This window comes from Polaribacter sp. Hel1_85 (assembly GCF_000766795.1).
GTDB lineage: Bacteria > Bacteroidota > Bacteroidia > Flavobacteriales > Flavobacteriaceae > Polaribacter.
Window position 1 is genome coordinate 1,413,745 of the sequence record NZ_JPDS01000002.1, and the last position, 23,999, is coordinate 1,437,743.

The window sequence follows — 23,999 nt, forward strand, 5'->3', positions numbered from 1 at the left end:
AATGGAAGCAATTAAAAATTTGTTTAAACTAAAAAACAATACTGTTTCTAAACAACAAACAGAAATAGGAGAAGACACAGAAGAGGCAAGAGAGCAAATGAGAGTTACTTACTACCAAAGTGGTTATGGAGCTTCAACCAAAGCATCTGGAGGTGCACTTACATTTAGTGTAGGTCTTCAAAATTTGTACAATAGTTTTGAGAATTTATGTAGAAAACAATTAAATGAACAGCAAATACTAAAACAACCTTATGCTGAAGAACAAGAAAAACAAAGAACAGAACTAAAAAAGAGGGATACAGCATTGTCTATTCATGAAGAACAAAAAGAAACTATTAAAAAAGAAATTGACAATTTAAAATTTCAAATGATAGATGTCAAACAAAATCCAGAAACCTATGGTATTGATGCAGATAAAAGACCAAAAGCACAGTTTTACATAGGTCTTGTGTTGTTATTACCAATTACAATCTACTTGTTTGTTTTTTATGTTTCTGCATCTTATTCTGCTTTTTTTAAAGATTTTGAAACTAGTAGTTTAACTGCAGCAATATTTGCCCCAAATGCATTAACAAATGCTATTTCAGATGGTTGGTTAGAAGCTGTTTTTGTAGGGACAATTCCATTTGTTTTTATGGGGTTAGGATATTTAGTTCATATGTTTCAGAAAACAAAAGGTGTTTCCTCATTTATAAAATTAGCGGCTTTATTTGTGCTTACATTTATTTTTGATGTCATATTAGCTTATTTAATTGAAAAAAAGATTTTTGATTTTGAAAGGGTATTAGGTGAAAGCTTTTCTCCTTCAATAGCAATAAGTAGTGTGAATTTTTGGGGTATTATTTTTGCTGGTTTTATTGTCTATATTATTTGGGGATTAGTCTTTGATTTTGTTATGAAAGAGCATGAAAATGTTGATAAAATAAGAGCTTTTATAAGCGCTAAAAAAGAAGAAATCAAAAACTTAAATAGTAATAGTGTTGAATTAGCAACTAAAGTTGAAGACTTGAAGCATGAATTGACATCCATAAAAGGAAAAATCTCTGAATTACAATCAAAGATTGATGGATTTATCTTTCCTGTAAAAGAATATTTACATTATCACTATCAATACAAAGAAGGTTGGTATCAAGCTATTAATTCAGAATTAAAGTTTCCTCAAAAACAATTAAATGAGTTAAAAAATGAATGTGAAGAAGTTGCACAAAAACATTTAAGTGAATTAAAATTACTAGATATGGATTTTCAACAACTAGTATTTTCTAAAAGCTAAATAATGAAAACGATAAAAAACATAATTTCCATTTGTACTTTATTTTTTCTTTTTTTTTCCTGTGCCAAAGGCTCAATAAAAAAAGAAGAAGTGAAAATTATACAAAATAAAGATTCAGGACAGAACACAAGTAAACAGAATTTAAATATTAGTTTTCTATTGGATCTTTCTGATAGAATTGATCCTAAAAAATATCCAAATGAATCCATGGAATTCTATCAGAGGGATATCGCTTATATTAAATCGGTTTATGAAGCTTTTAATATGCATTTACGAAACAAAAGAGTGCGACAAATGAATGATAGGATACAAATGTATTTTGATCCAGCTCCATTAAATGAAAATATAAACAGAATTTCGAGTCAATTAAAATATCATATTTCAAGAGACAATGTAAACCTAGAGTTGTTAGATGAAATCAAAGAAGTTTATAGTTTTAGACCAAAAGAAATTTATGAGTTAGCTATTGAGGATAATCTATACATTGGCTCAGATACTTGGCGTTTTTTTAAAAATAAAGTCAAAGATTATTGCATTGAAGAAAATTACAGAAATATTTTAGTAATTTTAACAGATGGATATATTTATCATAGAAATACCAAAATAATAGAAGACAACCAAACAAGCTATTTAACGCCACAAGATATTCGAAAATTCAAATTAACAAGTAGAAATTGGAAAGAGAGAATTGAGAAAGAAAATTATGGATTTATTCCTGCTGTTGAAAATTTAAATAATTTAGAAGTATTGGTTTTAGGTATCAACCCAGACAAGAAAAATGCTTATGAACAAGATGTTATTGTTAAATATTGGAATGATTGGTTTAAAGTCATGAAAGTGAATAAATATGAAATTAAAAATGCTGGACTTCCATCTAATATGGATAAAATTATCAAAGATTTTATTCTTTAGAACTAATTGTCATTAACTGAAAAAAATGCAAAAAATAATTTTTTTATTGTTTTTAACAATCTTATTGAGTTGTCATAATAATTCTGTAAACCGTCAAAACTTAAATGAATTTACAGCAAAAGTAATAGGGATTAAAGATGGGGATACAATTGAAGTCTTATTTGAAAACAAACCAATTATTATTCGTTTAGAGCATATTGATTGCCCAGAAAAAAGACAGCCTTTTGGTAAGAAAGCAAAACAATTTGTATCTGATAATATTTTTGGGAAACAAGTAATAATAATTTCAAAAGGTAAAATAGATAGGTGGAAAAGGCTAATTGCTGTTGTAGAATTTGAAAATGGAGAAAACTTGAATAAATTACTTGTGTTAAATGGATTAGCAATGCACTTTAAAAAATATTCAAAAGATATTAGCTACAACATAATTGAAAAAGAAGCAAGACAAAATAAAGTAGGTATGTGGTCTCAACAAAATGTAATAGAACCTTGGAATTTTAGAAATAATTAAAAAAATGACAAATACAAAAAAACTACTTTTAACTTTTAGTCTTTTTATTTTTTTAACTGCCTTTCAAACACAAGAAAAGGAAGTTTTTATTTGTACTACAAAATCAAGTAAAACGTATCATTTAAAAAAAGAATGTAAAGGTTTAAAGCGATGTAAGTCTAAAATAAAAAAAATAACAAAAAAGAAAGCTGAAAATGTAGGGAGAATTTTATGTAAATTAGAGAAGAAAGAGATTAAAACTAAAGAAAAATCATAATAGATAAAAAGCCTCATTTCTTTAACGAAATGAGGCTTTTAACTTCTACTTTTTCTATCACAACTAATTAGTAGTTAGTTGACATTTAATTTAAAAATTGATATTACAAATTTAGAAAACTACCTTGACAACAAACCGCGTATAAATACCTGTTTTTTAACTTCTTCTTTTTCTTTCAATCGTTTTCTTTGTATCAACCTTTCTTTTTGTAGATCTATTTGTAGTAGTTGGTTTTCTGTTAATACTTTTCTCAATTTTATTTTTAGAAACTGAATTTCTGTTAGTATTTACATTAGATCTTCTAGTAGTAGAATTTGTGTTTCTTTTTTCAGTAATAACTTTTCTATCAGAATTTACAGAAGTTGGTTTTCTATAAGTTGTATTGCCTCTTCTTGTATTCGTTTTAGTTGAATTCTTTAAAATAGTTGAAGCTGGTTTTCTTCTTCTTAAAGTTTTACTTCTTTTACCAATATTAGCATTAGGGTTCGCTCTATAGTAATAATAGTTTTTGTCTTCTCTAATTTTAAAATAATTTCTTCTAAAATCATTTCTATAGAAATATGCATCATTGTAATTAAAGATATCTCCAATATTCAGATTAATTCTAAAACCATTATAGTTGTAATAATTATTCTTTACATTTCCGTAAAAAGTAGGATTTCCCCAATAGTTATACCTCACTGTTAAGTTACCTACATTGGTTAATTTACCTCTATAGTATCTCATAAAAACATTTCCAATTCTGGTTACATTTCCATTTCTATCGTAGTTAATAAAAGAGTTTCCAATTCTACTGATTCTTCCTCTATAATCTCTATCAATGTTAATACCGCTTTCTCTTCTGGTACGATTACCGTTATAATCGTAATAAGTATCATTATAATGTGAGTTAAAATCAAATTCACCGTTTGTGAAAATGAAGAATTCAACTCCACGTTCAACAAAATTTACAGCATTGTTGTAAGAGTAACTAAACCCAATTCTGTTTGGTAATTCGTTGCCGTTTTTGGCTTCAACAGTAGAAACCATCATGAACATTCCTAATAATATAAGTACACCTTTTTTCATAATTTATGGTTTTAAGGGTTTTGCCTACTCTAAATACTTTTCGGCTTCCGTATTTGATTATCATAATTTCAAAGAGTGTGCCAAAAAAATACAAGACTATTAATAAAACGTATTATGCTTTAAGTATAATTGTGTATTTTGTTGATTTTTAATGAATTAAAGTTAATGGTAATTATTTTTTAAATAATCGATAAGAACTTGTAAATTGAACAAAATTTTAACGACTTAAGAAAATCAAAAAGAGATTTATGATTGATGCCATCGAGAAAAACCTACAAAGAGGAATAAACTTATTAAATACGATTTCAAACGAACAATATTCAGATGCCTCTGTTGCTCCATATTATTCTAGTATAGGATGTCATATACGTCATGTTTTAGATGTATTCTCTTGTGTTTTTGAAGGATTAGAAGCAAATAAAATTTACTTGAATAAAAGAAATAGAAATGAATTGCTAGAATTGAATACCAATTTAGGTATTGAGTATTTTAATGAAATTATTCATAAACTTAAAGGAATAAATCCAACAGAATTTACCAAAACGATTTCAGTTACAGACGATTTAGGAGCAGGTTTAGAATCAGCAGATTATACATTATCAGCAATTTTAATGCAAGCGCATAGTCATGCAACACATCATTTTGCTAGTATTGGTTATATAATATATCAATTAGGAATTGAATTACCAGATACAGATTTTGGTTTTAACCCTACAACTCCAAAAATAAGAGCAGAAAGAAATTGAGAATAATTCTCTTTAGTTTAATTGTAAAATATAAACGGTATCATTTTGCTTTACAAAAACTTCAGAACAGTTTGTAGGATGTAGAAATTGATATTCTTTTTGATGATTAAAACATGTTTTATCTATACAAAATAGAGCTTCAAAGTCTTTTGTTCCTTTAGAATTATATCTTGATATTTTATAAGTTTCAATATCGATTTGTATTTCTATTATAAACCAAGCACCACTTCCAATTCCACCTAACCAAGTTCCTTTTTTTAATTCAAAAACTTTTTTATTGGGTAATTCCGTTCCAATTAAATTGGGCTCTCCTTTAAATTTTTTAAAAAATGAAGCTTTGTATTCTTTTGTAATAGATCTGTTTTTGTAATTTTTAATTTGTTGATTGTAAATAGTGTAAATACAATTATTTGTACTTCCTTTTATTACATTTCCAATAGGACTTGGAGTAAATAAATTAGATTGTTTTAGTTGCTTAGTAATTTTTTCATTTGTAGAAGAAGCAATAATTGTATCTGTAACAAAACGAGCACAATTAGTTCCGTTTTTTATAAAAGCGCCATAAGGAATTTCCTTTTCATCTATAAGTTGATGAATAAAATTTTTAGCTTTATTAAAGTCGATTTTTTCATTTGTACTGGCAACTAATCTACCATCACCATGTGTTTTTTCTGGATGTTTTTCAATCCAAAGTAAAATTTCTTTTAGATTATTTAATTCACCATTTTCAAATGTAGCTTTTATACCAACTTCTACATCTGGGTCTGTTTTTTTAGAGCGAACACGTCCATTTCCATAAGTAGTAATGTATCTTCCAAAATCGAAATAATTGATTTCTGAATTCCCTTTTTGTATCAATAACAATGCAGCATGACCAGCTTGTACAGCATGTTTGCCTCCAATACCTATTTTTGGCCAAATCTTACTAGATTTTTCCCAATAAGCAGGCCTCACAACTGTATCTGGATAAGAGAGAATTACTATTATTCCGTCAGAATTTTGCATTCTTTTAATTATTAAATAAGGCTTTTAATAAAATTTTAAAAGTTTTAAACGCAAAGTAAATTGTAAAAACCACTAAAACTCCTGCAACAAATAAAATCACATAAGACAAATACTCTTTAGGTGTATTTTCAAACTTTTTTAAAGCTTTAAAACCCATTGTTAATGTTATGGGAGAAGCAATAAATAGAAAAATTAAAAGGCCTAAATATTTTAATCCTTTGCCTAATAAATTTACATCTGTACTCATTTTACATAGTTTTTAATGGCATTTCTTACATTACCAAACTCTTGCAATAAACTTGCAGCTTTTTCTTGGTCGATATTTAATTCTTTAGCTAACATTTTCTGTCCTCTTTCTACCAATTTATTGTTAGAGAGTTGCATGTCAACCATTTTGTTGCCTTTAATTTTTCCTAATTGAATCATGGTTGCTGTAGAAAGCATGTTTAAAACTAGCTTTTGAGCAGTTCCTGCTTTCATTCTAGAGCTTCCTGTAACAAACTCTGGGCCAACAACAACATCTATAGGAAATTGAGCAGTATTAGATAAAGGACTGTTTTTATTACAAGAAATACAACCCGTAATAATATTGTTTTCATTACATTTTTCTAATGCAGCAATTACATAAGGAGTTGTGCCAGAAGCAGCAATACCAACAACTACATCTTTGTTTGTAATTTTATGATCTTGTAAATCTAACCAACCTTGGTTTTTAGAATCTTCTGCAAATTCAACCGCTTTTCTAATGGCAATATCTCCACCAGCAATAATCCCAACAACCAATTCATGAGGCACACCAAAAGTTGGCGGACATTCAGAAGCATCTACAACACCTAATCTTCCAGAAGTTCCTGCGCCTAAATAAAATAATCTTCCTCCATTTTGCAATTTATTGACAATCTGTTCTGTTAACGCTTCAATTTGCGGTAAAGCCTTTTCTACAGCTAATGGTACTGTTTTGTCTTCGTTATTAATATTCGTTAATAAATCTGCTACAGACATCTTTTCTAGATGATTGTATTTAGAATCTTGTTCTGTGGTTTTTATAAAAGTCATCATTCAAAAATACAGAATTCTATGTTAAATTCTGTATTATTTTTTGGGCGTTTTAACGGGCTTTCCACTATATCTTTTTATGCTGAATTTATTTCAGTATATACATAATCTTAACAAATTAAATTATTTACTAAAAATATTATTGCGAGTTTAGCATAAAAAGGATGCCGTTTCAATCCCTAACGCAAAGGCAAGTTTAAAAATGAATTTAATTTTTTTCTACTAAATCTATTATATAAGTGTCAGTTTCAGAAATATGAAAATAACCTAAAGGAAAGTTTTCTTCATTAGTTGTATTTATCATATTACCTAATAATGATGAAGGAACAGTTTGAAAAGGACCTCCACCATTTTGTCCACTTTGATTTTGAAGTATTCTAAAATAAATAAAATATTCTTTAGTTATACCTGAAAGGGTAACAAGCCTTTTTGATGGTAATTCTGTTTCTTCACTTTCTAAATAATAGGAAAAATTGTATTCAGAGCCATTTAAAAATCGATCTTCAATTGTTACAAATAAATCATTAGTAAAATCAAATAAGTAGTAATTTTCTAAAGCAGCATCATCTTTAAAAGAAATTTCTAATTCTATTTCATCACCAGAAAACAGTGTATCATCACCTTGTTGAATTTCATTTATCACTGTCGATTTTACTTTTGTAGCTTTTCCTTTATAAGTCTCATTATTGTATATAATAGTTAACTCATATTCTACATCATCCTCTGGAATAAAATTTGAATTAAAATTTGGCATATAATCTCCGTCTGAATTTAACTCAGAAAAATTAATAATACTATTGTCTGATAAGTTGGTTAAAAACACAGTTGCATTTGTAACTACTGGAATTTCTTCATCAAAATAATCTTTAGATAAACTAAGTTTTACAACGGTATTTGCAACTACGGGGTTTTGGTCAAACAAAACTTCAAAAGAAGCATCTATAATTAGTTTAGGTTCAATTGAAGGAACATCAACATCTATTACTTTTTCACAACTGATAAAAAAGAGTATTGCTAAAATTGGAAGTAAATATATCTTTTTCATCTTGTTAAAATTTAAAATTATAAGTAACAGAAGGCACCATTCCAAAAATAGAAGTTTGTACAGCTTCATTTCTATAAGTTTCTCTATTCTGAGAAAAACTAATAGAAGCCGCATTTTGTCTTCCATATAAATTATAAATACCAAAAACCCATTCTCCTTGCCATTTTCTGTTTTTATTTTTTTCTGGAGTTAAAGTTGCAGAAATATCTAGTCGATGATAAGCTGGTAATCTGTCTGCATTTCTTCTATTATCATCATAAATAGGTACATTTAAACCTTGTATCTCATATTGACCAACTGGATAATTTGTTGGTTGCCCAGTTTGAAAAACAAAATTGGTATTAAACTTCCATTTTTCATTTAATTCATAACTAGCATTAATTGAAAAATCGTGTGTTTTATCATATGGTGTGTTATACCATTCTCCACTATTAATTCCTGGTTCATTAACAGTTCTACCTGCTGTTAATTGCTCTGATTTAGATAAAGTATAAGCCAACCAACCTTTAAATCGCCCTTCATTCTTTTTAAGCAAAACTTCTAAACCATAAGCTCTTGCTTTTCCGTTTAATATAACTGTTTCAATTTCGTTATTTGCAACTAAATTTGCACCATTTATATAATCTATTCTATTTTGAATGTCTTTGTAAAAAGCTTCTGTTTCTATAGAGTAATCTCCCTCTTTTAATGTTTTAAAATACCCAATTGCATATTGATCTAAAAGTTGAGGTTTTATATATTTTCCACTTGGTGACCAAACGTCTAATGGAGTAGGAGAAGAGGTGTTAGAAAGTAAATGTAAATACTGTGCCATTCTATTATAACTAGCTTTAATAGAAGTGTTTTGGTCTAAAATGTAAGACATAGAAACTCTTGGTTCAAAATTATTAAAACTACTAATAACATCACTTCTTTTAAAAGATTCTGTGCCAATTGCTTCTGCAGATTCGTATTTTTTAAATTCACTATTATAAATAACAGCTTCATCATTTGTATACACATTTAATTCACTTTGTCCTAATCTTGTAAAATTACTAAAACGAATTCCATATTGTAATCTTAGTTTGTTGCTAATTTTATGTTCTGCATCTAGATATGCCGCAAATTCATTAGCATATTTATCAATTAATTTTTCAGCAATAATACCAGAATCTTCTCTGTTGGGTTTAATTTTACCCGGATTAAATTTACTGTGTATATTATTAATACCATAACTCAATTTAAAATCACTGGTTATGTAATGTTTAAAATCATATTTAAGGTTATAATTTGTAATTCCAGAATCCCATTCAAAACCAACAAAATCAAGTATTAATCCGTAAAAATAATCAGAGTAGATTAAAGATAAATTAGAAAATAATTTGTCTGAGAATAAATGATTCCAACGTAAATTGGCAACAGTATTTCCATATTTATTTACAAAACTATCACTAATTCCAAACACATCTTTTCCAAAATATCCAGAAAAGAAAATGCTATTTCTATCATTAATTCTATAGTTAATTTTGGTGTTTAAATCGTAAAAATAAGCAGTGTTGTCATTATCAAAAAGTGGTAAAAATATATGTGCATATGAAGATCTACCACCTACTAAAAATGATATTTTTTCTTTTTTGATTGGTCCTTCAATTAATAATCTTGAAGAAACTAAGCCAATTCCACCAGTAGCTTTAAACTTTTTGCTATTTCCTTCTTTTTGATAAATATCTAAAACGGATGATAATCTTCCTCCGTATTTTGCAGGAATTCCTCCTTTATATAATTTTACATCTTTAATTACATCAGGATTAAAAACAGAGAAAAAACCAAATAAATGTGAAGAATTAAAAACGGTTGCTTCATCTAGTAAAATTAAATTTTGATCTGCAGCTCCACCTCTTACATTAAAACCAGAAGCACCTTCTCCTGCACTTGTAACACCTGGTAATAAGATTAAAGATTTAATAATATCTGCTTCTCCTAACACTACAGGGATTTGTTTGATTGTAGCTGAAGTTAGTTTGTTTACACTCATTTGAGGAGTTCTAACATTCAAATTTTCAATATTACCTTCAATAATTATTTCATCTAAACTTTCTGTCTCTTCTTTTAATTTGAAGTTTTTGGAAAGTTTTTCTTTAAGATTAATTGTTTCTATAATAGTTGAATATCCCAAATAACTTATTTGAATTTTGTAAGTTCCTTCTGGTAAAGTAACAGAATAGAATCCATATTCATTGGTTGTGGTTCCCGTGTTTATTTCTGGAAAGTAAATAGAAACTCCAATTAAGGTTTCATTATTACTATCATCATAAATGGTACCACTAATGGTGTTTTTTTCTTGACTAAATAATGAAAAAGTCAAAAATAATAACAAAGAGAGTAATTTTTTCACAGACAATTTTTTGTTTAATAATTGGGTTGATATTTTAAACAAAAATACAACTCTAAAAGATAATAAAATGTTAAAAAAGAAGTTTTTTAAAATAGTTGTTAATAACAATAAAAGCCGATGAAAAACATCGGCTTTTATTAAAAATGTATTTGTTTTAGAAAATTAAATCGATTCTAAAACTGTATTTAATGTTGCGTTTGGTCTCATTGCTGCATCTGCTAAACTATCAGTTGGTTGATAATAACCACCAATGTTGTTCGCGTTTCCTTGGATTTCATTTAATTCTGAAATAATTTTAGCTTCATTGTCTTTTAAGTTGTTTGCTATTTTAGTAAAAGAAGCTTTTAAATCTGCATCTCTATTTTGATTGGCTAAACCTTCTGCCCAATACATTGCTAAATAAAAGTGACTTCCTCTATTATCTAATTCTCCTACTTTTCTTGATGGAGATTTATCATTTTCTAAGAATTTATCTGTTGCGTCATCTAAAGTTTCAGCTAAAACTAAAGCTTTAGAGTTGTTATTTGTAGTTCCTAAATGTTCTAAAGAAACTGCTAATGCTAAAAATTCACCTAAAGAATCCCAACGTAAATGATTTTCTTCTAAAAATTGTTGAACATGTTTTGGGGCAGAACCTCCAGCACCAGTTTCAAACAATCCTCCACCATTCATTAACGGAACAATAGATAACATTTTTGCAGAAGTACCCACTTCTAATATTGGGAATAAATCTGTTAAATAATCACGTAAAACGTTACCAGAAACAGAAATTGTATCTTCTCCTTTTACAATTCTTTCTAAAGTAAATTCAGTTGCTTTTATTGGTGATAATATTCTAATATCCAAACCAGAAGTATCGTGGTTTGGTAAATATTTGTTTACTTTTTTAATGATTTCTGCATCATGAGCTCTATTTTCATCTAACCAAAAAACTGCAGGTGTTTGTGAAGCTCTTGCTCTAGTAACTGCTAATTTAACCCAATCTTGAATTGGTAAATCTTTAGCTTGACACATTCTCCAAATATCTCCTTCTTCAACAGTATGCTCTAAAAGTGTATTTCCAGAAGCATCTTCAACAACTACTTTTCCTGCTGAAGCAATTTCAAAAGTTTTATCATGAGAACCATATTCTTCTGCTTTTTGTGCCATTAAACCAACGTTAGGGACAGTTCCCATTGTTGTAGGATCAAAAGCACCATTCTTTTTACAGAAATCTATTGTTGCAGAATAAATACCTGCATAAGAACTATCTGGTATTACTGCTTTAGTGTCTTGTAATTCTCCTTTAGAATTCCACATTCTACCAGAAGTTCTAATCATTGCTGGCATTGATGCATCAATAATTACATCTGAAGGAACATGTAAGTTTGTAATTCCTTTATCAGAATTTACCATTGCTAAATCTGCATTTTTTGCAAAAGCAACATCTATATCAGCTAAAATTTCAGCTTTCTTTTCAGCAGAAACTTCATCAAGATTACTTAGTAAGTTTCCAAATCCATTATTTACATCAACTCCAATTTCTTCAAAAGTTGCTGCATGTTTTTTAAATAAGTCTTTAAAGTAAGTTTTAACTGCGTGCCCAAAAATAATTGGATCAGAAACTTTCATCATTGTTGCTTTCATGTGTAAAGAAAGTAACACTCCTTGTTCTGTAGCATCAGTAAATTCTTTGTCTAAAAAGGCAAGTAATGCTTTTTTACTCATTACTGTTGCATCAATAATTTCTCCATCTAATATGGCAATCGATTCTTTTAAAGTAGTTTTAGAACCATTAGTTGCAATATGCTGTATACTAACAGTAGTAGCGTTCTCTACAGTAACAGATTTTTCATTATGAGCAAAATCTCCTGCATTCATAGTAGCAACATGTGTTTTAGAATCAGAACTCCAAGCTCCCATAGAATGTGGGTTTTTACGAGCATAATTCTTAATTGCTTTTGGAGCTCTTCTGTCAGAATTACCTTCACGTAAAACAGGATTTACTGCAGAACCTTTTACTTTATTATAAAGGGCTAATATTTTTTTATCTTCATCTGTATTTGCTTCTTCTGGATAATCTGGTAAGGCATAACCTAATGCCTGTAATTCAGAAATTGCAGCTTTTAATTGTGGTACAGAAGCACTAATATTTGGTAACTTAATAATATTAGCTTCTGGCATTTTTGCTAAATCACCTAAAAAAGCTAATGCATCTTCAACTTTTTGTTCTTCAGTTAAATAATCTGAGAAATTAGCAAGAATCCTTGATGCTAAAGAAATATCTTTTACTTCAATTTCTATATTAGAAGATTTTGTAAAAGCTTTTACAATAGGCAAGAAAGAACGTGTTGCTAAAGCAGGAGCTTCATCAGTCTTTGTATATACAATTTTAGCTATTTTGCTCATTTTAAGTTATTTTTTTTAGATTTTATTTAATTTCTACGAAATGGTTTTCGTGAAAAAAGCGAAGCAAATTTATGAATTAAAAGTGATATTTTTATTGATTAATTTTTATTAATTACCTCATTTTTATAGGTATTTAATAATAAATAAAGGGTATTTGTACGAATATGAGTTTATCGCAAAATAAAAGCCATATCATACAATTTCTTGCAGTGATATGGCTTCCTAGAAATAGTATCCTGTACTGTCTTGCATTGCTGCAATGTTCAAATAAAAGTTGCCTTTTATATTTCTTTTTTAACAAAGAAATTACTTTTTACTACCTCTGTTTTGAAACATCCTTAATTTTAAAGAAGCATTCAACTTTTCTAAAATTTTTATTAATGTTTCAATTGTTTTTTTCTAAACCTCTATACTAATCTATATGCTTATGTAAGTTTATTCTAACTTAGTTATTGTAAAAAGCCTTTATTTTAATTAAGTTACCTTTATTTATCTCAGAGTTTCCATAAATTTTCATCCATGTTTCCTTTGTTATGTTTAAAGTTCCCTTTTTAAATTAAAAGTTATCTACTATAATTTGTCAATTTTCGACTTATATAAATAAACCAATCTTTAGTTTATGAGAAAAACAATATATAAAGAACGTTACTTTATTGTATTTACTTGATAATTATATTAGTTTTTGAAGACTTAATACTTTTAATTAGCTTGTAAATCCTATGTAAATATAGATACGTTTTTCGAATTTGAAAAATTTTTAACTAATTAGAAATCAACACAATATTAACTACGGTTATTAACATTTGTTCATTAAAAAAAAGCGTTGTGAAAATTCACAACGCTTTTTAATACTTTTATGTAAAAGAGATTATCTTCTTTTTTCAGTAATTCTAGCTTTTTTACCAGTAAGACCTCTAAAGTAGTATATACGAGCTCTACGTACTTTACCTCTTTTGTTAACTTCAATTTTTTGAATAGAAGGTAAGTTTACAGGGAAAATTCTTTCAACACCTACAGTACCAGACATTTTTCTGATTGTAAAAGTTTCTGAAGCGGCAACTCCTTTTCTTTGAATAACTACACCTCTAAAAAACTGAGTACGTGTTTTGTTTCCTTCTTTAATTTCGTAATAAACAGTGATTGTATCACCTGCTGCAAATTCTGCAAATTCTTTTCTTGCTACAAATTCGTCTTGAACAAATTTTACTAAAGATTCCATATCTTTTAATTTAATTGGTTTTGTAAAGCAACGTTCACGATTTTTTCGTCAGAGGTTAATTTAGCGGTTGCAAAAGTAAACAATATTTTTTGTTGAAAAAACTAAAACTAATTATTTTTTTGCTTGATAGTTAGTACAATAGAAAATCCAGAACTTTCTAGATTCTTTACCGTTAATTTTAATAATAATTGGTTCTAATTCTGTTACTTTTTTAAAATGATTATTTAATAAAGGATGATAATCTCCTTTAAGGTTTTTATTTTTAAAACGTTTGTCAGAATCTATAAATAAAGCGTTTTTGCTATTTAAAGCTGATAAATTATCACCTAAATAATCGAAATGCAATGCAGGTAAACCTATAATGTTTTGAGCATACACTTTATCATCCATAAAAAAGTTTAAACACGCAGATGTTTTATAATTATCATTAGAAAACACAAAGGTATTTTGATATTTCTCCTGTAATTTTTCGGTTTCTATGGCTAATTCTTCCCAACCAACCCAAGTATCATCACTTTTAATAGGCACTAAATAGAATAATACTTGCAGGCTAACCAATACATGAAATACAATAGAAATTATAATTTGAGTTTTTAGTAGTCTCTTATTGATAAACATGCCTGCTAAAATGATTCCTGTAATATAAGAAGGCATCATCCAATTTAATTTTACCCAATAAATAGGAGTAAGGCTAAAAAATCCAACAAAATTTGGAACAAAAAATGCCAACAAAAATAATGTTTTAGCTTGTGGAATTTTAAATTTTAATAACGCCCTTTTTACATATTTATAAGTAAATGTGATAAAAATTAAAAATAAAACGGGCAATAATAAAAACATTTGATGCCCAATTGCACCAAAGAAGTTTTTAGGAGAAATTTTAAATTCTGAAATAGAACTTGTTCTTTCTGATGATTGAAAAGCAAAAGAGGCAAACTCGTTTTGATAATTCCAATACCAAACAGGAAATGTTACTGCAACAGAAATTACTAAAGAAATCCAAAACCATGGAGAAAGTAAAAGTTTTCTGTATTTGTTCGAGAATACTAGAAAAGCAATTAGTCCTATTTGTAATAATAATGCTGTGTATTTACTGTTAAAGGCTAATCCCATTGCAATTCCACCTAAAATCCAAAATAATTTTTTTTCTTCAAAAATAGCTTTGTATAAACAAATTAAACTCAATGTCCAGAATAATAATAGTGGAACATCTGGAGTAGAATTAAACGATAATATGGAAACAAAAATGGTAGAAGCTAATAATATTAGGGCTTTTTGTAGTTTTTGTTTTGATAAAAAATAAGAAGCAAGTTTATAAAAACTCAATATTGTTAATGAGGTAATTGTAAAATCTGCAAATTTGATTGCAAAAATAGATTGCTCAAAAATATCTGTGAAAATTCTTAAAATGTATCCAATCATTCCTGGATGATCAAAATAAGAAAGTGACAAATTTTGTCCGTATAAATAATAATAAGCATCTTGAGGCATTAAACCCATAAAAGGTAATAATATCAACCTAAAAAGTTGAAATCCTAAAACCCAAGAAATGGCTTTGTTGTTTTTTGTGAATGATAAAAACTTAGTCATCTAATAAGTCTGGTCTTATTTCTTCAGTTCTTTTATACGCTTGATCACTTCTCCAATCATCAATTTTAGGGAAATTACCAGATAGTAAAACATCAGGCACTTTCATTCCTTCAAACTCTGCAGGTCTTGTATATACAGGTGGTGATAATAAATTGTCTTGAAAAGAATCTGTTAAAGCAGATTGTTCATCACCAATAACACCAGGAATTAAACGTACAACAGCATCAACTAAAACAGCAGCAGCTAATTCTCCGCCAGTTAAAACATAATCTCCAATAGAAATTTCTTTGGTAATATATTTGTCGCGAATTCTTTGATCTACTCCTTTATAATGCCCTGTAAGAATTAGAATGTTTTCTTTTAACGAAAGTGTATTTGCAGTTCCTTGGTTTAAGGTTTTTGCATCTGGAGTCATGTAAATGATTTCATCATACGTTCTCTCAGTTTGTAATTTTTTAATACAATTTGCAATTGGTTCTATCATCATCACCATACCTGCGCCACCACCAAACTGAGTGTCATCAATTTGTTTGTAATTCCCCAAACCATATTCACGTAAATCGTGAATTATAATTTCTGCCAAACCTTTGTCTTTTGCTCTTTTAACTATAGAATGATTAAAAGGACTTTCTAATAAGTTGGGAGCAACTGAAATAATGTCTATTCGCATATTTGCAAATGTAACATTTTTGTTCGTTTTAGAAATATTCTATTTTGCTTAGAATAGAATTCTTTTTATTGATTAATTTTGTTTTTATATGGAAGAATTAACATTAACAACACCGGCACTTTTATTTTCTGCAATTTCATTAATTATGTTAGCATATACGAATCGTTTTTTAGCATATGCAGCAGTTATAAGAAATTTACATGGTATTTATTTAGAAAAAAAAGACACCTCTTTATTAAGGCAAATTAAGAATTTAAAATTACGTTTAAACTTAACAAGATGGATGCAAATTTTTGGCATTTCTAGTCTGTTGTTCTGTGTTTTAACAATGTTTTTGATATATGTACATTTACATACTACAGCAGTTTGGGTGTTTGGTTTTGCTTTAGTTTTACTAATAGTTTCTTTAGCTTTATTAATAAAAGAGATACAAATTTCTGCACAAGCTTTACAATACCATATTGCTGATATTGAAGAACATTTGGAAAAGAAGTAGTGAATTTTTCGCTAACACAATAATATAAAATCGTTTTAATATTTTACATCAGTAGTAAGCGAAGTTATATTTTTTTGCATTTAGAAACAAACTAAAAAAGTAAGCGTCGTTTTTTACAAAACGACGACTTACCAAGTAAACTAATAAAACCAAGTATTAGTAACTATTATTAGAGTTAGCTATTCTAATAAATTTTTATTCTGAGTAGGGTTTATGGTTGTAACTTAAAACCCTTTTTAATTTCCATTGATTCTTTTCAAGAATCCAAAGATGTGTAAAATCTGCAATCCCAACAGTTTTAAATTCTGAATTTTGTTTTTGTAAAAATGTGTGTTTTCCCTTTTGTATGGCTCCATATAAAACACCATTATTTTTTAATTGATGTACTTCTAAAGAACCAACAACTAATTGTCTTTTATTGTTTCCAGGTTTAGAACAAAGACCATCTTTAATAGCTTTTATAAACCCTTCTCTATTCTGTATACCTCCTAAATCATGATAAAATTCGAAATTATCAGCAATAATAGCATCTAGTTTTTCAACTTCACATAAGTTAAAAGTTCTTTCAAAAATGACACTGTCATTAGACTTTAATGTTTTGTACAAGTCAGAATTTTTATCAACTTGTGCATTTAAGACAAAGTTATAAAATAACATTGCTATAAATACAATCACTTTAAAAACAAATGAATTTCTAAAAGGTTCTAAAAAAGAATTCATAATTATTGGTTGGTTAATTTTGGTTGATTTCTTATAAAATCTTGAGGTTGTTTCCAACCTCAAGAAATTTGGTTTTTGGTTGGTATCGTCTTTTGGTGAAATTATTTTCTAGAGACGCTTCCCCCAGAATTAGATTTTTTATTTACTGATTTAGGATTTCCTTTAAAATCAATATCTCCACCGCTATTTGCTTTGGCTTCTATTTTTTCTGATGCATAAACATCTATGTCTGCTCCACTTGTAGCTTTTGCAATTACATTTTTACTTTCTAATTCGTAAGCATAAATAGAAGAGCCACTTGTTGCGCTAGAAGCATGATTAATAGTGGTTCCAGAAATTCTAATATCAGATCCACTTGTAGAACTTGTTTCTACACTTGTTGCATCTACCGTAATTTTTATATCTGCACCACTTGTAGCAGCAATAGAAATTTCATCAGTTTTAATAATACCTTTTCCATAAACATCACTTCCACTTGTGGCTTTAAGTAATGTTAAATCTTTTATAGTAACATGTACTTTTCTAGCTTTAGCTCTCCAAATACTTTTTTCTGAATACACTTTTAAAACACCATCTTCTACTTCTGTCATAATAATATCATGCAAGTTTTCATCAGCTTCTACAATAATTTTGTTTTTTTCGCCTTGCGTAATATATAAATCAATTCCTGTACTGACTTTTATGCCAGAAAACTTGCTAGATGTTTTTCTTACTTCAGAAATAACATTTTTATTACCATTCACTCTATTAAACATATCTACACTGCAAGAAGTGAAAATAGTTGCTATAAATAATATTGTAATAACTTTTGATATTGAATTTTTCATGAGTTTAGTTTTAATTAGATGATAAATGTCTTTTATTAGACGCTTAAAATCAAAGGATGGTTACTCAATTGTTGATTTTTATAGTTGAATTGTATTAAATACTTTCTTGTTCAATAATTTCATCATCTTTTAATTCTTCGATACAGTCTGTACATTTTAGTGTTTTATCTGTCATTTTAAAGTGATGATTTGCCATGTCTTTATCATAAATATCTGCTTCATTATCTACATTGTATAAGAAGTTTTTCACAGAATGATCAAAATAAACAGTGTTTCCTTCTGGAATATAAAACGTGATATTTATTTCTTCATCTTTCCACATGTTTTTATATTCTGATAAATAGTAAGCATCTAAAACAATAGTGTTATCAATAATTTCAAATTTATATTCAACTTTTTCAGCATTTTTACTTGCGCTACTTTTACTTTTACCTTTAGATTCTTTTTGAAGTATTAAGTAAGCTTCGTTAGAATTACTCTTTTTAACATCAACTTTTACATAGTTAGAATATACTTTTGGTGTTCCATCTACATCAACTTCATATTTATGCGAACTTCTTCTTAAATTATGTCTGTAATAGATTTCATCATCATTTACCATTTTTAAAGTTAAAGTATCTTTTTCTGCAAGGTTTATAGTTGTTTTCTTAACAGATTGACCATAATTTGCATGAGATGTACCAAAGTCTAAACCTGTAAAAATCATTGTTAATAAGGCTACAATCCAAATACCCAATAAGGTTAAAGATGTTGCTTTTGTAAATTGTTTTACACTGCTAGATAATATTCTTAACCCTAAAACAAATAGAATTAAAAACGGAATTCCAATCAATAAAAACATTGCTAATGTTAATACCCATCTAGGTAAAACAGCGTCATAGAAAAATGGTGGATATTGTAAAAATTCTCCATCAACATTTAACCATTCTAAACTCCCAACAGAAAACCCACTAATGATTAGTGATAAAATAACAGCAGCGGCAACAAATACTAATATTGCTCCAATAAATTTACCAATCACTTTAAAAAACACAAGAATAATCTTGCCTAATGTATCGATAAAATCTTGTAACCCGTTATTTTTTCTTGTCTTTCCCGAAAAAGTTTGATTCATTTTTTCTGAAAATTCATTTGCACCATCTTTTATTTTTTCTGATGCTTTATTTGCTAAAACAGAAACGTTTTCTGAAACATTATTAAATTCTTCACGGATCTTTTTTTCAATGTTATCGATGTTTACTGGCTCACCTTCCATTTGCAATTTTTCTGCAGTAGTTTTAGCTTCTGGTAATAAAATCCAAAGGATAATATAAAGGATGATTCCAAAACCACCACCAAAGAATAAAGCTAATAATCCAAGACGAATCCAAATAGTATCTACATTAAAATAATGAGCAATACCAGCAGCAACTCCACCTATAAATTTATCATCTCCATCTCTAAACAATTTTTTTCCAGAAGTACTATTTCTTTTATAAGAATAGCTTGCGTCGTTATATTCTTCTTCGGCTTCTGCATAATCTTCTGGTTGTCCCATAATTTTAATGATATCATCAATATCACCTTCATTTACAACTTGTCTTGCATCCGTAATTTTTTCAGATAAAAGTTCGCTAATACGTGCTTCTATATCTGCAATAATTTCGTTTTTTCCTTGCGGATCATCGCTTAACGATCTAGAAATCGATTCTAGATATCGTTTTAATTTCTGATAGGCAACTTCATCTATATGGAAGAAAAACCCGCCTAAATTTATGTTGATAGTCTTATTCATTTTTAGTTGTTTTTGTGCTAATTACTTGGTTAACTGCGTTTACTAAATTGCTCCATGTTTTATCTAATTCTTTTAAAAACATGCCTCCGTTTTCTGTTAAAACATAATACTTTCTTGGTGGTCCAGAGGTTGATTCTTCCCATCTATAAGTTAGTAGGCCTGCGTTTTTTAAACGTGTTAATAACGGATATATGGTTCCTTCAACCACAATCATTTCAGCACTTTTTAGCGTTTTTAGAATTTCAGAAGTGTATGCATCTCCATTTTTTAAGATGGATAAAATGCAATATTCCAAAACACCTTTTCGCATTTGTGCTTTTGTGTTTTCTATCTTCATTTATTGTGGTTTTAAATGATTATTTAATAAATTTTATTGTAAAAGGGTACTTGTAATTTTCTCCTTCTTTTGCCTTTAATGCGGCAATAATTATCAATGCTACTTTTATTAATCCAACAATTCCTGCTAATGAAGCTAAACCAATAACTCCAAAAAAGTTATGAGAATCAAAATCGATATTTATATGATTAAAATTATCAAAATTGTCAAGGTTTCTAAAAATTGAACCAATAAAAACTGGAACAAAAGACATTGTTAAAATAAAGATGTATAAAGAATAACTGATGTTAAAGTTTACTGCTTCTTTACCTTGTTCATCTAAAAAAGCACTTCTGTCTTTTAAAGTTTGCCATGCAATTAATGGCGTAATTATATTTCCGAAAGGAAATAGAAATCCTGCAAAAGCAGAAATATGTATTAAAAATGCATTGGTGTTTTCGTTATTTTGTTTCATAATTTCTAAACTATATAATACTTTCTTATGCAAATATATATCTTTAAGAAGGTATTATGCAATACATAGTACTATAATTAACATTTTTTTAACATTTGTATTTGTATTTAAATTGATTTGTAAAAGCTTTGTATTACTTGTAAACATTGAGTTTTTGTTTAATTTTATTTTAGCTATATTGTCATCCCAAAGATTTATTGTTAAAATTATTTAAAACATAAAAATGAAATTTACACCTAAAAAAGTCAATCTTTTTAACCTTATAAAGCTTCCATTGGCGTATTTAGGAGGTATAAGAGTTCGTTCTATAACAGATACAGAAGTTGTAGTTTCTATAAAACATAGATGGATGAATCAAAATCCGTTTAATAGTATGTTTTGGGCTGCTCAAGGAATGGCAGCAGAAATGCCAACGGGTGTTTTAGTTATGAAGGCAATAACAGACTCTAAAAGAAAAGTTTCTATGTTAGTAACAAAACAAGAAGCTGAGTTTTATAAAAAAGCAACTGGTAGGATTTTATTTTCTTGTAAAGGTGGGAATGAAATTCGTGAAGCAATTCAAAAATCTATAGAAACAGGAGAAGGACAAGTTATTGTTTTAACTTCTGAAGGTGTTAATAAAGATGGAGTAGTAGTTTCTAAATTCCAATTTCATTGGAGTTTAAGAGTAAAACCATAACCTATTTTTTCTTTTTATAAAGTTGAGGTCTTTCTTCATTATAATCACAATCTTGAAAAATACCACAAGATACATTTGTACGTGCCAAAGATTTTGTAATTTCATGTTGTTTAGATAAAGCTTCAATTTCTGGAGATAAATACTTCATAATTACTTTTTTTAATGAGTAGGTATTTTTAGTTTTTTATATACATCAAAAATAAGGATTAATATTAGAAATTAAGTTTAATTAATTTTTGTTGATGTAAAATTAACCTAGAGAATGTTGTAACAAAACTGTAATCAAATCATCTAATATTATATAATCATAAAACAAACTATTATGTATCAAGATAACTTACCTCAAAATTCATCAAATAGAAATGCACACGAAATAGATTATAAAATTTTTGGAGAAGAAATGCAGTTTGTAGAAATAGAATTAGATCCAGAAGAAGGTGTTGTTGCAGAAGCAGGGACTTTTATGATGATGGACGATCAAATTAAAATGAATACAATTTTAGGTGATGGATCTAATCAAGAAAAAGGACTTTTAGGAAAGATATTTTCTGCGGGTAAAAGAATTTTAACAGGAGAAAGTTTATTTATGACTGTTTTTACGAATGCAGGAATTGGTAAAAAACAAATCTCTTTTGCTTCTCCTTATCCTGGTAAAATTGTACCTATTGATTTAATGGAGTTTGGTGGAAAATTTATTTGTCAGAAAGATGCATTTTTATGTGCAGCAAAAGGAGTTTCTATTGGAATTGAATTTTCTAAGAAATTAGGAAGAGGTTTGTTTGGAGGAGAAGGTTTTATCATGCAAAAAATGGAAGGTGATGGATTAGGTTTTATTCATGCAGGAGGAACCATGGCAAAAAAAGTTTTGCAACCTGGAGAAGTTTTAAAAGTTGATACAGGTTGTATTGTTGGTTTTACACAAGATGTAGATTATGATATCGAATTTGTTGGTGGAATTAAGAACACCGTTTTTGGAGGTGAAGGACTATTTTTTGCAACTTTAAAAGGACCAGGAACAGTTTATATACAATCTTTACCATTTAGCAGATTAGCAGGTAGAGTTTTAGCAATGGCGCCAAGAACCGGTAATGGAAAGAGAGGAGAAGGCAGTGTTTTAGGCGGAATTGGAGATTTATTAGATGGTGATAATCGTTTTTAAAATCGATTAATTTTTCAGACATTTTATTGAAATTTAAAATTATAATACAAATTCAATATACTAATACGTATATTTCATTTTTCTTATAATTATTAAAAACATATTTTATGTCTAATACTGTTCAGAATTCTGATAACTCAAAAAATAATACACTTGTACCAATAATTATTATTGCAGGTTTATTTTTTATTTTCGGTTTTGTAACTTGGATTAATGGAGCATTAATTCCGTTTATGAAAACCATAAATGAACTTACAGACGCTCAGTCTTATTTAGTAGCCTCAGCATCCTATATTTCTTTTGTTGTTATGGCTTTGCCAGCATCTTATATTATCAATAAAATTGGATACAAAAAAGGAATGTCTTTAGGTTTAATAGTAATGGCTATTGGAGCATTATTATTTATTCCTGCCGCTAATGAAAGAACTTATTGGATGTTTTTAACTGCAATTTTTATTCAAGGTGCAGGTATGACTTTATTGCAAACGGCATCAAATCCTTATATAACAATTTTAGGGCCTTTAGAAAGTGCTGCAAAAAGAATTGCAATTATGGGAATTGCTAATAAAGTTGCAGGAGCTCTTGGTTCTGTAATATTTGGAGCTATTTTATTATCAGGAATTGCTGAAATAAAAGAAAAGTTAACCATTGTTGATGAAATCGAAAAAGCAGGTTTGTTAAATAGAATGGCAGATAGTGTAGTTACACCATATATTGTAATGGCTGTAGTTTTATTTTTGTTAGGAATCTTAATAAGAAAAGCGCCATTACCACATGTAGAACCATCAGCAATTGAAGAAACTAATTCTGATGTAAAAACAAAAACAAGTATTTTTCAATTTCCACATTTATGGTTAGGGGTTTTAGCGTTGTTTTTATATGTTGGTGTAGAAGTAGTTGCTGGAGATACTATTATTGCCTATGGAATTTCATTAAATATTCCTGTTGAAGATGCTAAATTTTTTACATTATTCACACTAATGGCAATGGTGGTTACTTATGCTTTAGGTGTGTTTTTAATTCCTAAATATATGAGTCAGTCTTTTGCTTTAAAAGCGAGTGCAATTTTAGGAATTATATTCTCCTTCTGTATTGTGTATACAACTGGATTTACTTCTGTGCTTTTTGTAGCTGCTTTAGGAATTGCAAATGCATTAGTTTGGCCAGCTATTTGGCCATTAGCTCTAGAAGGATTGGGTAAATTTACTAAAACAGCTTCAGCTTTGTTAATTATGGCAATTTCTGGAGGGGCAATTATTCCTCCTTTATATGGTGCTCTAGTTGATAACAAAAAAGAAGCATTAATTTCTTCTGGAATAAATGAAAGTAGTGCACTTATTGAAGCTTCTTCTTTTGGATATTGGATTTTATTGCCTTGTTATATCATCATTTTATATTTTGCTTTTTGGGGACATAAAGTTGGTTTAAAAAAGTAAAATA

25 protein-coding genes are annotated in these 23,999 nt (G+C 28.3%); 9 read left to right on the plus strand and 16 right to left on the minus strand.

Translation table 11 applies throughout. The annotated features are described in order from the left end of the window. The first annotated feature begins 1 nt into the window (after nucleotide 1). From PHEL85_RS13455 to PHEL85_RS13470, 4 genes are read left to right on the plus strand one after another with little or no spacing between them, the layout of a single operon-like run. Complete coding sequence (locus tag PHEL85_RS13455; RefSeq protein ID WP_036825890.1) at nucleotides 2-1,273, plus strand: hypothetical protein; 1,272 nt, start codon at nucleotides 2-4, stop codon at nucleotides 1,271-1,273. Nucleotides 1,274-1,276: 3 nt separating this feature from the next. Next, complete coding sequence (locus PHEL85_RS13460) at nucleotides 1,277-2,185, plus strand: hypothetical protein (RefSeq protein WP_036825891.1); 909 nt, start codon at nucleotides 1,277-1,279, stop codon at nucleotides 2,183-2,185. 25 nt (nucleotides 2,186-2,210) lie between these two features. After that, complete coding sequence (locus PHEL85_RS13465) at nucleotides 2,211-2,696, plus strand: thermonuclease family protein (RefSeq protein ID WP_036825894.1); 486 nt, start codon at nucleotides 2,211-2,213, stop codon at nucleotides 2,694-2,696. 4 nt (nucleotides 2,697-2,700) lie between these two features. Next, nucleotides 2,701-2,952, plus strand: a complete 252-nt coding sequence (locus PHEL85_RS13470; RefSeq protein WP_036825897.1) for a hypothetical protein — start codon at nucleotides 2,701-2,703, stop codon at nucleotides 2,950-2,952. Nucleotides 2,953-3,108: 156 nt separating this feature from the next. On the opposite strand, the gene PHEL85_RS13475 is transcribed toward PHEL85_RS13470, so the two are convergent. Next, on the minus strand, nucleotides 3,109-4,020 hold the full coding sequence (locus PHEL85_RS13475) for a hypothetical protein (RefSeq protein WP_052108572.1): 912 nt from the start codon (nucleotides 4,018-4,020) through the stop codon (nucleotides 3,109-3,111). A gap of 248 nt (nucleotides 4,021-4,268) precedes the next feature. Here PHEL85_RS13475 and PHEL85_RS13480 point away from each other — a divergent pair, with 248 nt between their 5' ends. Beyond that, nucleotides 4,269-4,766 (plus strand): DinB family protein, encoded by a 498-nt coding sequence (locus PHEL85_RS13480; RefSeq protein WP_036825900.1) that lies wholly within the window; start codon nucleotides 4,269-4,271, stop codon nucleotides 4,764-4,766. 12 nt (nucleotides 4,767-4,778) lie between these two features. Here the strand turns inward: PHEL85_RS13480 and PHEL85_RS13485 are convergent, their stop codons facing one another. From PHEL85_RS13485 to trmD, 9 genes are all read right to left on the minus strand, one after another. Beyond that, nucleotides 4,779-5,771, minus strand: a complete 993-nt coding sequence (locus PHEL85_RS13485; protein ID WP_036825902.1) for a DUF6695 family protein — start codon at nucleotides 5,769-5,771, stop codon at nucleotides 4,779-4,781. Nucleotides 5,772-5,775: 4 nt separating this feature from the next. Further along, nucleotides 5,776-6,018, minus strand: a complete 243-nt coding sequence (locus PHEL85_RS13490) for a DUF6095 family protein (RefSeq protein ID WP_036825905.1) — start codon at nucleotides 6,016-6,018, stop codon at nucleotides 5,776-5,778. Beyond that, nucleotides 6,015-6,827, minus strand: a complete 813-nt coding sequence (gene murQ / locus PHEL85_RS13495; protein ID WP_036825909.1) for an N-acetylmuramic acid 6-phosphate etherase — start codon at nucleotides 6,825-6,827, stop codon at nucleotides 6,015-6,017. Before murQ ends, PHEL85_RS13490 begins: the two co-directional genes overlap by 4 nt. A 208-nt stretch (nucleotides 6,828-7,035) precedes the next feature. Next, complete coding sequence (locus PHEL85_RS13500; protein WP_036825910.1) at nucleotides 7,036-7,872, minus strand: DUF4249 family protein; 837 nt, start codon at nucleotides 7,870-7,872, stop codon at nucleotides 7,036-7,038. Nucleotides 7,873-7,876: 4 nt separating this feature from the next. After that, entirely contained in the window at nucleotides 7,877-10,246 is a 2,370-nt protein-coding gene (locus tag PHEL85_RS13505) for a TonB-dependent receptor (RefSeq protein ID WP_036826397.1), read from the minus strand. A 162-nt stretch (nucleotides 10,247-10,408) separates the two neighbouring features. Further along, entirely contained in the window at nucleotides 10,409-12,634 is a 2,226-nt protein-coding gene (locus PHEL85_RS13510) for an NADP-dependent isocitrate dehydrogenase (RefSeq protein ID WP_036825912.1), read from the minus strand. Between the two features lie 868 nt (nucleotides 12,635-13,502). Then, nucleotides 13,503-13,853: a 50S ribosomal protein L19 gene (gene rplS, locus PHEL85_RS13515; RefSeq protein WP_036825916.1), complete on the minus strand. Its 351-nt coding sequence runs from the start codon at nucleotides 13,851-13,853 to the stop codon at nucleotides 13,503-13,505. A gap of 111 nt (nucleotides 13,854-13,964) precedes the next feature. Then, nucleotides 13,965-15,443, minus strand: coding sequence for a glycosyltransferase family 39 protein (locus PHEL85_RS13520; RefSeq protein WP_036825918.1), 1,479 nt, complete (start codon nucleotides 15,441-15,443; stop codon nucleotides 13,965-13,967). Continuing rightward, nucleotides 15,436-16,113, minus strand: a complete 678-nt coding sequence (gene trmD / locus PHEL85_RS13525) for a tRNA (guanosine(37)-N1)-methyltransferase TrmD (RefSeq protein WP_036825920.1) — start codon at nucleotides 16,111-16,113, stop codon at nucleotides 15,436-15,438. Before trmD ends, PHEL85_RS13520 begins: the two co-directional genes overlap by 8 nt. An 88-nt stretch (nucleotides 16,114-16,201) precedes the next feature. Between trmD and PHEL85_RS13530 the strand changes: the two genes are divergently transcribed. Continuing rightward, nucleotides 16,202-16,609, plus strand: a complete 408-nt coding sequence (locus PHEL85_RS13530; protein ID WP_036825923.1) for a DUF2721 domain-containing protein — start codon at nucleotides 16,202-16,204, stop codon at nucleotides 16,607-16,609. 195 nt (nucleotides 16,610-16,804) lie between these two features. On the opposite strand, the gene PHEL85_RS13535 is transcribed toward PHEL85_RS13530, so the two are convergent. The 5 genes from PHEL85_RS13535 to PHEL85_RS13555 all read right to left on the minus strand — a co-directional run bounded on the left by PHEL85_RS13535 (nucleotide 16,805) and on the right by PHEL85_RS13555 (nucleotide 20,721). Beyond that, nucleotides 16,805-17,329 (minus strand): nuclear transport factor 2 family protein, encoded by a 525-nt coding sequence (locus PHEL85_RS13535; RefSeq protein ID WP_052108573.1) that lies wholly within the window; start codon nucleotides 17,327-17,329, stop codon nucleotides 16,805-16,807. 101 nt (nucleotides 17,330-17,430) lie between these two features. Then, nucleotides 17,431-18,156, minus strand: a complete 726-nt coding sequence (locus PHEL85_RS13540) for a head GIN domain-containing protein (protein ID WP_036825924.1) — start codon at nucleotides 18,154-18,156, stop codon at nucleotides 17,431-17,433. A gap of 94 nt (nucleotides 18,157-18,250) precedes the next feature. Then, entirely contained in the window at nucleotides 18,251-19,930 is a 1,680-nt protein-coding gene (locus PHEL85_RS13545) for a PspC domain-containing protein (RefSeq protein ID WP_036825928.1), read from the minus strand. Further along, complete coding sequence (locus tag PHEL85_RS13550) at nucleotides 19,923-20,267, minus strand: PadR family transcriptional regulator (RefSeq protein WP_036825930.1); 345 nt, start codon at nucleotides 20,265-20,267, stop codon at nucleotides 19,923-19,925. The genes PHEL85_RS13545 and PHEL85_RS13550 overlap by 8 nt, the downstream gene beginning before the upstream one ends. Before the next feature lie 19 nt (nucleotides 20,268-20,286). Beyond that, nucleotides 20,287-20,721 (minus strand): DUF4870 domain-containing protein, encoded by a 435-nt coding sequence (locus PHEL85_RS13555; protein WP_036825933.1) that lies wholly within the window; start codon nucleotides 20,719-20,721, stop codon nucleotides 20,287-20,289. 223 nt (nucleotides 20,722-20,944) lie between these two features. Between PHEL85_RS13555 and PHEL85_RS13560 the strand changes: the two genes are divergently transcribed. After that, nucleotides 20,945-21,400, plus strand: a complete 456-nt coding sequence (locus PHEL85_RS13560; protein WP_036825936.1) for a DUF4442 domain-containing protein — start codon at nucleotides 20,945-20,947, stop codon at nucleotides 21,398-21,400. Nucleotide 21,401: 1 nt separating this feature from the next. Here the strand turns inward: PHEL85_RS13560 and PHEL85_RS18015 are convergent, their stop codons facing one another. Next, entirely contained in the window at nucleotides 21,402-21,548 is a 147-nt protein-coding gene (locus PHEL85_RS18015) for a hypothetical protein (RefSeq protein ID WP_200882359.1), read from the minus strand. Between the two features lie 174 nt (nucleotides 21,549-21,722). On the opposite strand from PHEL85_RS18015, the gene PHEL85_RS13565 reads away from it, so the two are divergent. Both PHEL85_RS13565 and PHEL85_RS13570 read left to right on the plus strand, forming a co-directional pair. Then, nucleotides 21,723-22,559, plus strand: coding sequence for a TIGR00266 family protein (locus PHEL85_RS13565; protein ID WP_052108574.1), 837 nt, complete (start codon nucleotides 21,723-21,725; stop codon nucleotides 22,557-22,559). Nucleotides 22,560-22,666: 107 nt separating this feature from the next. Next, complete coding sequence (locus tag PHEL85_RS13570) at nucleotides 22,667-23,995, plus strand: sugar MFS transporter (RefSeq protein ID WP_036825939.1); 1,329 nt, start codon at nucleotides 22,667-22,669, stop codon at nucleotides 23,993-23,995. Nucleotides 23,996-23,999: the final 4 nt, after the last annotated feature.